This is a genomic window from Pseudoalteromonas sp. SR45-5 (assembly GCF_014163565.1).
Lineage (GTDB): Bacteria > Pseudomonadota > Gammaproteobacteria > Enterobacterales > Alteromonadaceae > Pseudoalteromonas > Pseudoalteromonas distincta.
On record NZ_JACJDN010000050.1, the window covers coordinates 1 to 11,529 of the forward strand.

General features: G+C 37.7%; 9 protein-coding genes and 1 pseudogene. 7 read left to right on the top strand and 3 right to left on the bottom strand.

The window, feature by feature from the left end; genetic code table 11:
- Positions 1–41: 41 nt before the first annotated feature.
- Both H5072_RS03570 and H5072_RS03575 read right to left on the bottom strand, forming a co-directional pair.
- Positions 42–1,409 carry a TrkH family potassium uptake protein gene (locus H5072_RS03570; RefSeq protein WP_101163049.1) on the bottom strand — a complete coding sequence of 456 codons (1,368 nt, stop codon included), beginning with the start codon at positions 1,407–1,409 and terminating at the stop codon, positions 42–44.
- Positions 1,406–2,065: a TrkA family potassium uptake protein gene (locus tag H5072_RS03575; RefSeq protein WP_182672167.1), complete on the bottom strand. Its 660-nt coding sequence runs from the start codon at positions 2,063–2,065 to the stop codon at positions 1,406–1,408. Before H5072_RS03575 ends, H5072_RS03570 begins: the two co-directional genes overlap by 4 nt.
- A 181-nt stretch (positions 2,066–2,246) precedes the next feature.
- Here H5072_RS03575 and H5072_RS03580 point away from each other — a divergent pair, with 181 nt between their 5' ends.
- Positions 2,247–3,551, top strand: a complete 1,305-nt coding sequence (locus H5072_RS03580; protein ID WP_182692727.1) for a DUF4118 domain-containing protein — start codon at positions 2,247–2,249, stop codon at positions 3,549–3,551.
- Positions 3,544–4,212 carry a response regulator gene (locus tag H5072_RS03585; protein WP_154903778.1) on the top strand — a complete coding sequence of 223 codons (669 nt, stop codon included), beginning with the start codon at positions 3,544–3,546 and terminating at the stop codon, positions 4,210–4,212. Before H5072_RS03580 ends, H5072_RS03585 begins: the two co-directional genes overlap by 8 nt.
- A 47-nt stretch (positions 4,213–4,259) precedes the next feature.
- Here H5072_RS03585 and H5072_RS03590 read toward each other — a convergent pair.
- A pseudogene (locus tag H5072_RS03590) lies at positions 4,260–4,550 on the bottom strand (MFS transporter); the annotation flags it as partial.
- Positions 4,551–4,966: 416 nt separating this feature from the next.
- Here H5072_RS03590 and H5072_RS03595 point away from each other — a divergent pair.
- The 5 genes from H5072_RS03595 to H5072_RS03615 all read left to right on the top strand — a co-directional run bounded on the left by H5072_RS03595 (position 4,967) and on the right by H5072_RS03615 (position 11,429).
- Complete coding sequence (locus tag H5072_RS03595; protein ID WP_182692728.1) at positions 4,967–6,115, top strand: N(5)-(carboxyethyl)ornithine synthase; 1,149 nt, start codon at positions 4,967–4,969, stop codon at positions 6,113–6,115.
- A gap of 505 nt (positions 6,116–6,620) precedes the next feature.
- The gene (gene csm6, locus H5072_RS03600) at positions 6,621–7,550 is read left to right on the top strand and encodes a CRISPR-associated ring nuclease Csm6 (protein ID WP_259395884.1); all 930 of its coding nucleotides are present in this window, start codon (positions 6,621–6,623) and stop codon (positions 7,548–7,550) included.
- A 188-nt stretch (positions 7,551–7,738) separates the two neighbouring features.
- Positions 7,739–8,809 (top strand): hypothetical protein, encoded by a 1,071-nt coding sequence (locus H5072_RS03605; RefSeq protein ID WP_182692729.1) that lies wholly within the window; start codon positions 7,739–7,741, stop codon positions 8,807–8,809.
- A 93-nt stretch (positions 8,810–8,902) separates the two neighbouring features.
- Positions 8,903–10,084 carry an McrB family protein gene (locus H5072_RS03610; RefSeq protein ID WP_259395885.1) on the top strand — a complete coding sequence of 394 codons (1,182 nt, stop codon included), beginning with the start codon at positions 8,903–8,905 and terminating at the stop codon, positions 10,082–10,084.
- A 10-nt stretch (positions 10,085–10,094) separates the two neighbouring features.
- On the top strand, positions 10,095–11,429 hold the full coding sequence (locus H5072_RS03615; RefSeq protein WP_182692730.1) for an McrC family protein: 1,335 nt from the start codon (positions 10,095–10,097) through the stop codon (positions 11,427–11,429).
- Positions 11,430–11,529 lie beyond the last annotated feature (100 nt).

The window sequence follows — 11,529 nt, forward strand, 5'->3', positions numbered from 1 at the left end:
ACCTTACATAAATTATGCTGGCTAAGTGGCCTTAATAATAGTTACCCTATTTGTATGGTTGTTTTAGCAAATTTAAGAGGTTGTAATTTAGGTTTTGCAAAACAATAAGCAAATGTCAGTGGACCTACTCTGCCAATCAGCATAAGTAAAATTATTATTAGCTGGCTTGGCATACTTAAATTACTAGTAAAATCACGAGATAGCCCTACAGTGCTCAATGCCGAAATTACTTCAAAAGTAATATCTAAAAGAGACGCTTGCTCGATTTTACTCATAATCATGATGCTTAAAAAAGCCGTAAATAAGTATAAAATTACAACACTCAATGCTTTTATCACAAGTTTGTCGCTTAGCTCTCTGTTAAATATGGTTACCTGTGGTTTTTGGCGTAAATAACTATACATAGCAAGTAGTAAAATAACAAAAGTTCCTATTTTAATGCCGCTTGCTGTACTTACCGAACCGCCACCTATTACCATTAATAACAATGTAAGCAATGTCGAGTCGGAACTGAGCTGGCTAATAGGTAAAGTATTAAAGCCTGCAGTACGTGGTGTAACTGCTTGAAACCAAGCAGCAATTACTTGCTCGTTAATAGGTAGGTTGGCAAGTGTGGCTGGATTTGAATATTCAAATAAAAAAATAAGCAAAAATGCACTGCAATTTATTACAGCACTTGCAATTAATACAATACGTGTATTAGTTGCTAATTTATGCCAGCGACGTTGTTGATATATATCTATTAAAACGGTAAACCCTAAGCCACCGATTATAAATAATGCACTGATAATAAGATTAACAGATACATCACTTTTAAAAGCCATTAAGCTATTACTGTCGAGTGCAAACCCGGCATTGTTAAAAGCCGAAATAGTATAAAATAGACTTTGATAGGCGCTACCCGCAATACCATAGTCATCTACCCAGCTAATAAAAAGTAAGCAAAATGCTATAGTCTGAATTATTAGCGAGTAAGTTATTACACATCTAGCTACATGGATCACTCCATTTAAATCGCTTGTATCGAATGCTTGGCTTGCAAGTAAACGTTGTTTTAATCCTAAGTTTTTACCAATACTTAAAAATGAAATAACGGCTACGGTCATAAAGCCGATTCCTCCAATTTGAATAAGTACCATAACAACACATTGCCCAAATGTGGTTAGCGCAGTACCTGTATCAATAACAACTAAGCCTGTAACTGTAACCGCAGAGGATGCAGTAAAAAAAGCTTGAATAAAGCTAAGCGATTCAACACTTGCAAAAGGTAATAGTAATAAGCAAGTGCCTAAAATAATGAGAGCAAAAAAACCAGCAGTTAAAATTAAAGGGGGGTTAACAGGCCTTTTGAAATTTTTTAAACGGCGATTAAATTGCTTTGGAAGTACGTGTGCTTGCCAGTTAATCATAAAGCTTTAAACCGTTTGGTGAGTTTTGTTAGGTAATGTTTAGAGCCCAGTAATACAAGGCTATCACCATGGCGTAACTCGGTGTCGAGTGTTAGGTCTGTATTAAAATTATCATCTCGGCGTAAGGTGAGCGGTTTTATATCTGAGTTACGGTCTTTTAAAAGCCAGCCAATATTGCGCCCTGATAAATGTAAATCTATGGCAAGCTCAACAATAAATGTAGATTGTGTAAGCGCAAAATACTGGTTAACCATAGGGTAGTTAAGTGCATGTGCTACTCTGATACCCATTTCTTCTTCGGGGTGAATAATACGGGATACGCCAAGTTTACTTAAAATTTGATGGTGACTTTTAGAGCACGCCTTAACCCATATTTGTTTAACACCAAGGTTTTTTAAATGCAGCACGCATAAAATACTCGCTTCTATGTTTTCACCAATTGCAACTAATACAGCTTGGCAGCTGGTTAAGTCGAGTCGAGCAAGCTGTGTTTCATCACTAGCATCTAAAATGACAGTGTAATTTAACTGATTAGCAAACGTGTTAATGGTGCTTTCGCTTATATCGGCTGCGCAAACGTGATGCCCCTGATTAGCAAGCTCAAGCGAGGCGGTAACACCAAAACTACCTAATCCAATTACTGCAAACTGTGCCATGTGTGTTCCTATTAAAAAATACGACATAGCAAAGACTATGGAATTTTAAAAAAGAGTCACCCCATATCAATTAAGCTTTATAAACATTTAACACTACAGCCAAAAATCTTTATAAAAACTTTATACACAACGTATTAAAAAGCAGTAACCTATAAAAAGAGAATTTTATGGGAGTGCACAAATGGGTATTAATAAATGGCTTAAGCCGCTTTTATTAACAACAATTGCGCCTATTTTTATTGTGCTGGCTATTTTTCCAGTTCGAGAGTGGCTAACGACCACCGACATTGTCATGTTGCAATTACTTTGGGTGGCATGGGTTGCGGTGCGTCAAAATGCAGCCTTAGCGGGGATTACAACGTTAGTTAGTGTGGCATGTACCGACTGGTTTTATGTACTGCCGTACTTTACATTTCATATCGAAAAAATTGAATACTTAGTCACTTTTACCGTCATGCTTATAGTTGGCTTGATGATAAGCAAATTGGCGGGCGAGCTAAGTAAAAACGTTCGTGATACCCAGTTACATGCCAGCAATACACGATGTTTATATGAGTTAGCTAAGGCGCTTAATGGGCTTGATGATATAAACGCTCAGCGCCAAGTATTTACAATATCGATTAAAAACCATCTAGATATTACACTTCGTTGGAACAATAATACAATGGATAATGGAGAGTACTTTAATATCGAACAAAACACACAATGGGGCGGCTTTATTGCAGATGCCGAACTTAGTCCTGAAAACCGTGCATTTATAGATACGGCACTGTCTTTGTTGTTTCAGGTCCACGAAAACTCAAATCTTAGAAACCAGTCGGCATCGATGAAAGTACAAGCAGAGTTAGAACGTGCTAAAAATGCATTGCTGCGTAGTTTATCTCATGATCTACGCACGCCTTTGGCTACTATTATGGGCTCATCAAGCATGTTAGCTGACGAAAATATTGAGCTGAGTAAGGCATCAATTACAGAACAAGCAAAAAATATTTATGAGCAAAGTGAAATCTTAAATCAGCATTTTAATAAAGTGATGGAGCTTAGCCGGGTAAATAAAATAGGAGAGCAGCTAGCATGGCAAGCTATAAACGTACATACACTTATTACTGAGGCTAAAGCACGCAGGCAGCAGCAATTAAGTGGTTTTAACTTAGCGTTAGTCTTTGATAAAGCCACTTGTTGTATAGGTGATATAACACTTTTAGAAATCGCGCTTGCGAATATATTCGAAAACGCGGCACGTTACGGTGATGGAGCGGCGACAGTGGACTTTAATACTGAGCGAATTGCTAATATAACACACTATAAAATAGCCGTAAGCAATCTCATAGTTACTCATCCAAGCAGTTCGGATGAAGGAGTTGGGCTTGGTAGCGTAATTTGCGATGTAGTTGCTCAGTTTCATCAAGGCGAATTTGTATTAGCTATTGATGAGCTGACCCAAGTAGCCACAGCAATACTTAGCTGGAGTGCAAAGAATGATTAATGTATTGGTGCTAGAAGACTCACCTGCATTGCAAAGTTTTTTAAAAACATTACTAGGTGCCAGTGGCTATAACGTATCAATTAGTGCGAAAGGGCTTGATGGTTTTTCATTAATGAGTGAGCAAAGCTTTGACTTAGTGTTACTTGATTTGGGATTGCTTGATATGGATGGACAAGCTTGGTTACTTGAAGTACGACAATGGAGCCAAATACCAATATTAGTGCTTTCGGCTCGCGATGGCGAGGTGGAAAAGGTTACAGCCCTTGATAATGGGGCAAACGATTATATAACCAAACCTTTTAGTGCAAACGAACTTCTGGCAAGAATGCGTGTGCTACTAAGAGTAAATACACAGCCGAGTTTGGCACTGCAATGCGGTAGCATCATTATAGATCCGCATAAGCACACAGTTACGCTTAACAGCAGCGATGTAAAGCTCACTAATAAAGAATATAAAATTTTGCTTATGTTATTTCAAAATAAAGATAAAGTGCTTACTCATAATGCTATTTTAAGTCAGGTATGGGGGGAGCAATACATTAATAGACCTGAGTATATTCGTGTACATGTAGCGCAACTAAGACAAAAGCTTGAAGTAAACCCTGCAAGCCCTATTCATATCTTAACTGAGCCAGCGGTAGGTTATAGATTAGTTGGGTAGGCACTAAAAAATTATCGTCCTAAATTTAGCTATTTAGGACGATAAAGTTACACGTTTTCTAGTTTCGTTCCTTTGGTTTCCGTTACTAAGTAAATAACAAAAAGCACCGATATTAATGCGAAAAATGCATAGAGCGAATATGCGAGTACAAGCCCTCCAGCGGCTAGCAATATGGGAAAGGTAATAGTGACTAAAAAATTAGCCAGCCATTGAGCAAGCCCTGCAACTCCTAAGCCTAATCCTCTCATGCTATTTGGAAATATCTCGCCGAGCATTACCCACATTACGGGACTCCATTAAAGGTTAAAAAAGAATACATATAAGTTGGCCTTTACAAGAAAACCAAAGCAGCAAAATCTTGATTCCATACAAAAAATTAGTAATAACCGCTCATGGACATAGCCGAAGTTGATATAAAAGCTGAACATTCAGCTAACCCAATACAAAGCGAATTAAACCTGCTCTACAGAGTAGTGCTCTTTTTATTTCAGTGTGAGATACCCAAGTTAGTAATACTTATTTCTGATATACTCAGTCAGCACTTTTACTCAAAAGGTAATAGTCTTCAGCTTGCAACTCAATGCAAGTTAACTCACTGCTCTTCATTATTTATTGTCAAAATTACACCTTTGTAAAATAAAGTTGGTTCATCCGAGCCAAAAACGTACAGAAAAAACACCGCCTAAGTTTATTGGCGAAGTATGATGATGCGTTGATGAACTCAAGCGTACTTACTTTATAAACAGGACTTAGCATGAGTGAATTAACTATCGGCGTTATCGGAACATCCCGCAAGACAGATGAAAGACGGTATCCTATTCACCCAGAGCATTTATTACGAATTCCCGAAAATCTTAGAAAACAAATGGTGTTTGAACAAGGCTATGGCACCGCTTTTAATGTTAGCGATGAATATATTGCAACGTTAACGGGTGGCATTGCATCTCGCAGCGAAATACTTACCCATATTGGCACTGCTATTATTGCAAAGCCTGTACTTGCTGACTTAGAAGAAATGCGCGAAGGAGGCACTATTTGGGGCTATGCCCACTGCGTTCAACAGCATGAAATAACACAAGCGGTGATAGAACGTAAACTTACCTTAATCGCTTTTGAAGACATGTATGTGTGGTCACCACAAGGAAATGTAGGGCGCCATACTTTTTATAAAAACAATGAAATGGCAGGGTATTGCGCTGTAATACATGCCTTGCAACTTAAGGGTATTGATGGCCATTATGGCGATCAACGTAAAACGATTATATTTAGTTTTGGTGCAGTGAGTAGAGGCGCTATTGACGCTCTTAAAGCGCATGGCTTTAGAGATATTACAATTTGTATTCAGCGCCCTGATCACGAAGTGCGTGAAGAAATATTAGATTGTCACTATGTTAAGGTACGAGAAGGTGTTGAAGGAGAGGCGCGCATGATGGTTGTTGAGCATGATGGGACTAATCGACCACTTGGCGATCTTATTAGCGAAGCCGATATTATCGTGAACGGGACTTATCAAGAGACAGCTCATCCGGTTGACTTTGTCATTGAATCAGAAGCAGGCTGTTTAAAACCAAACAGCTTAATTATTGATGTTAGCTGTGATGAGGGGATGGGATTCTTTTTTGCAAAGCCGACAACGTTTAAAAACCCTTTATTTCGATATAACAACACGGATTATTATGGCGTTGATCATACACCGAGTTATTTATGGGAATGCGCGACGCGTTCAATTTCTGCGGCGCTCATTGTATATTTACAAACGATACTTAAAGGTGCTTTGCAGTGGCAAAAAGATGAAACCATTCGCCGTGCAATAAACATTGAGCAAGGAATAATTAAAAATACGGCTATTTTGGCATTCCAAAACCGCGAAAATATTTACCCTTATAACGTAATAACACAATGATTATATCTATCTCTAATCTAATTTTACGTAAGATTAATTAGGGGGGGCACTTCGTCTTAATGCTAGTAATTTTAAGGCGAAGTGTTTGTTGACTGATATAAAAACGAAAGGGCTTAGACTCTAAAAGTTTTTCTGAATAATTGCATATAATTTATAAGTTTACCAAATATTCCAACGACTGGGTGGATTAAAACTACAGACTTTTGGAGTGTAGCTCACACACTGTAAATATAATTTATCTAGTTACTTGTTAGAGATATTTATAGATTTTCCCAACTTATTGAGGCTAACTAGGCTTTAAAGTCGTAGTTCTGAATTACAGCCCGATTGTATAAAACATCTAATAAACACAGTATTTATATCAAATGACTGAAGCCTTTATTACCTCACTTCATAAAAACTATTCAACGCAATTAGTGAGTTAACTAAACTACATAGTTACTTCTAGTTTCACTACAGACACCTTTAAGGTAAGATATAATTATCTCATACAAAAGGATCGTTGATGAAGAATGTACTACTAATAGTTACTGGTGCCAGCCCACAAGTATTAACCGAAACTCTTTTTGCACTTTATCAGCAGGGTAAGCCTATTCCCGAAGAGATTTTTGTTATTACTACAAAAAGCACAAAGCCAATGCTTACTAATGGATTATTTGAGCAAGGTCATTTAGCTAAACTAATAGCAGATTATAAACTTCCCAACATTAAACTTCCCGATGAAAACATATGGCTAATAGAAGATGACAAAGGCCAACCTATTAATGATGCTAAATCTGAAATAGAACAAACCTACATGGCCGACTTTATTACTCGTAAAGTGTTTGAACTTACCAATAAAAACGATATTAGTATTCATGCATCGATTGCGGGTGGGCGTAAAACAATGGCGTTTTATTTAGGCTATGCCATGTCATTATTGGGCCGTGAGCAAGATTCGCTCAGTCATGTATTTGTGAATAACGAATTTGAATTTGTTAGAGACTTTTACTACCCAACACCTTACGACCACATTATTGATGGTAAAAATGGCACGCAAGTAAACTGTATTAATGCAAATGTAACCCTTGCCGAAATACCCTTTGTACGAATGCGCCAATCTATCGACGAAACCCTCATTGCAAATATGCAAAGTGCATCGTTTAGCCAAACAGTAGCAAGCTTAAACTCAGCTCATAAAAAAGATTTAACCCTTGAAGTAAACGCAAAAGCAAAAACGCTCACCTTTGCAGGTATCGAAATTAAACTTACCGCAAAAGAAACCGCCTTTTATTTATGGTTAAACCAATACAGCCAAAGTGAACATAAAAAGCTAGTTGTGGGTCGTGATTTTGAAGAGTCTTTGCGTTACAGCAAAGAATATCTCATGCTTTGTTGCAATGAGAAGACGCTCAACAGCAGTAAAAAAGGAAATTTGGATAGTTGCCGCCAATAGCTTTTCTGCCAAACATTTTGAGCAGCAATTAAAGTTAGGTTCAGAGGCAAATGGCGAAACTTTACAAGCTTTTCAATTATTAAATGGTTGGCTAGCTACGGCGCATGATAATGACATTGAGTTGAAAGTTTTTGTTTCACCATAGGTTTAGGTAAGAACTAAGGAATAGATGATGAGAGGTGGTCAAATTGCCTAGAGATTTTACAAAATATAATTTTAACGGACAGATTCTAGGTAAGGGGCGTTTGGTTTTAGCCGTGATAAAAGAATTTGTGAAGCAAAATCAGCCTACTCTGGCAGAGTTGTTCAAAGCATTTCCTGTTGAAGTACAGGGCCGAAAAGGTCTTTTTTGTACTGAGCAAGAGTTTAATGAAAAACTTAAAACTTCTGACGATGTAAAAAAGCGCTTTTTTACCAAAGATGATGAAATATTAGATATTGAAGGGACTAAAGTACTGGTCTCTACACAGTGGGGCGAAGGGAATATTGCAGATTTTATAGGACAAGCTGAATCACAAGGTTTCTATATTACTGAACTTGAGGGGGATGGACTATCTGGCGTAACTAGAATTTGGAAAGTCTCTCATAGTCCAAACTCTATAAATACAGAGCAGAGAATGTGGCTAGAAGAAAACTCACTGCTAGCTGTACATAAGAACACTGGAAATGGCTCCGTACCATGCTTTGAACAAATGTCCAAAGGTGACATTGTTTCACTTGGTTATGGCAATCAAGTAGCAAAAATAGTCAAAGTAATTTCCGATATAGAGACTCAAGCAGACTCTCCTCTTGGAAATGATTGGTTGTTAAGGTCATACGAAACAATTAAGGGATTGCCTGCACCTATAAAGTATAAGGGCAAGCATAAGCGTTGGTCACCGAGGTTTAATGGGACAAGCTGGGAAGTGCCCAAAAACGAATATTGGATGTTCGAAGAAGAAATTCTTCAACCTTATTACGCGCTTACTCTTAAAGATTTAGGCTTTGATTCAAGCCAAATAAGTAGACCTACTAATCTCAGCTCATCGGTGGAAGTAATGAATACAGTTTCTCTTAACCAGATTTTGTATGGCCCACCGGGAACCGGAAAAACTTATCATTCAATTCATGCTGCTGTAAAAGCGGCTGAACCTGAAATGTTTAATGCTCTTGGTATTGATGAAAGCTTTGGTACAACACCTGAACAGCGTTCCGAATTAACTCGCCTTTACAAGGAACTTTATAATTCAGGGCGCATAAGGTTTGTTACTTTCCATTAAAGTTATGGCTATGAGGAGTTTGTAGAAGGTTTAAGTGCTAAAACCGAAGATAAACAAATTACATACTTTGAAAAGAGTGGTGTATTTAAGGAATTGTCTAATAAGGCAAAAGACAACCTGATAGATAGTAAAAAGCCACTTGCTCAATTAACTAGAGAACAAGAGTTTGAACAGATATTGGAACAATTTAAACTCGAAATTTTTGAGCAGTTAGGGTCCGATGAAAGTTATCCTATAACTGAAAAATGTTTCATTTTAGATGTAGCAGAGGATGGATTCATTTATGGAAATGAAGCATGGCCGATCAATCACAAGATGTTATTTTCTCACCTAAAGGCTTTATATCTCGAAAATGTTGAATCAAGAAAAGATGTCGTTGCCTTTTCTAAAGAACAAGGTGGAATGGGCAAAGCTCGCGCCCACGCGTCATATTTTTTCAAAGTTGTTGAAGAACTACAACGAAAACTACCTAGAAATGACATTATCTCTGCGAATGTAATGCAGCGTAACTATGTACTTATTATCGATGAAATCAATCGCGGCAATATATCGAAAATATTTGGTGAGCTAATTACATTGATAGAACCATCAAAACGCTTAGGGCACTCGGATTCGGAAGCTATCGAAGTGACCTTACCGTATTCCGGCGATAAATTTTCAGTGCCAGATAACCTCTACATCATTGGCACGATGAATACCGCTGATAGATCGTTGGCACTGATGGATACAGCCCTTCGCCGCCGCTTTGACTTTATTGAGATGATGCCTGATTACAATGTTCTACATAACGAAGAAGGCTCATCATTCAAAGTTGAAAGTGACGGTTTTGAAATCGATTTAGCGCGTTTACTTGAAACAATGAATAAGCGAATTGCCGCGTTATATGACAGAGAACATCAGCTAGGCCATGCGTTTTTAATGCCTGTTGTAAAAGCTATTGCTGCTGGTGACGATGAGAAAGCGCTTCATGAATTGAAGAGTTGTTTCCAGAATAAGATTATTCCTCTACTTGCTGAATACTTTTTTGAAGATTGGCAAAAGATCCGTTTGGTTGTTGGCGACAATCAAAAGCCAGAAGCTTATCAACTTATTAATCAGTCTGATGTCGATTACGAAGTGCTCTTTGGTGATACTGAGGATGTAGGTGACGTTGCCGATGAAGTTCAGGACTTTAGGTTGATTAAATCTGACTCTGAACGTTGGACTGATCCTTTGACCTATATAGGCATATATAGCGCTGGAAGTTTAACTTTCTCCAATCAGGATGAAGGTTAACTCGCTCAGCATGATTAAGGGATTAAAACGACAAAAAACGACAAACGTTACCGTATTTGAGTATGGACTCTTGAGTGCTAGTTATAAAGCAGCGGAAAAAGATAATGTTGAAGCAATATCGGAAGGTGCTTTTGAATATCTTAAAAAGTGTTGTTTATGTGATGAGTCGGAATCACGGTTTTTAAAGCTGAAGATTGCTCATGGCATGGAAGTTTTGCAAGTGCAAAATTACGCAGGTGTAGTTCTTTGCCCTGATGGAACACAAATAGAAATACTCCCAAAAATAGCTAAAGCCAATAATAAGGAAAGTGCAGCCACAGAAGCACAAAAATCCTTGTTAATGATGCTTAAATCGTTAAAGCAGTTTCGCCACATTGAGACTGAGGTTGCGAGTATTAAGAAGCAAAAAATGCCATTGATGGAAATTTTTATCGCGCAGTTTTTAAATGCGGTAAATAGCCTTGTTAAAAAAGGCGTTAGAAGTGACTATGTTCGAGAGCAAAGTAATAGCGCTTTTTTAAAAGGTAAATTACTCCATAGCCAACAGCTAAAACACAATTTTATTAATCGCCACAAGTTTTACGTTGAATACGATGCTTATTTGATGGATAGAGCAGAAAACCGACTGATTCATTCTGCACTTAAATCTGTCGCCTCCTATACCAATGTGAATAAGAGTAAGAAGCTATCTCAGGAGCTGCTATTTGCTTTTGATGAGGTGCCTCTAAGTACAAACTACAAGAACGACTTTTCTAGTGTAAAACTGCAACGAGGTATGCAGCACTACGATGTGCCGTTAAGTTGGGCAAGGCTTATATTGGAGGGCTACTCGCCTCAGTCAATGTTAGGTGATAACAATGCTTACTCGTTGTTGTTTCCAATGGAAGCTGTATTTGAAAACTTTGTCGCTAAATACCTGAAACAACGAGTTTTCAGTCCACAAAAGCTTTCTTCTCAAGTACAAAGTAAATCACTGGTAACTTATGGTGATAAGAACTATTTCCGCCTCAAACCTGATTTATATCTTAAAGACCTTGCGGGTTTAAATACGGTATTGGATACCAAGTGGAAGTTAATCAATCAAAATAAAAAATCGGGCAAAGATAAGTTTGGTTTATCTCAAGATGACTTCTATCAAATGCTGGGTTACGGCTACAAATACTTGAAAGGTCAGGGTGATCTCGTTCTGATTTACCCTAAAACAGATAACTTTGAACAAGCTTTAACAAATGATTTTTATTACGACGAAGAACGAAAACTGAAGTTAAGAGTCGTGCCATTTGATGTAGGCTACAAAAATAAGGAAAGAGTTAAATTAGAGTTGTTAGGAATTACGAATGGGTAGAAAATATCTTTGTTGTTTGGTTCATCAAACTCCCTAGCGTGGCTTCGCGACTTAACCCATCTACGTAAATTTAAAAAATGATAAGAGTTACAAGTTGAGA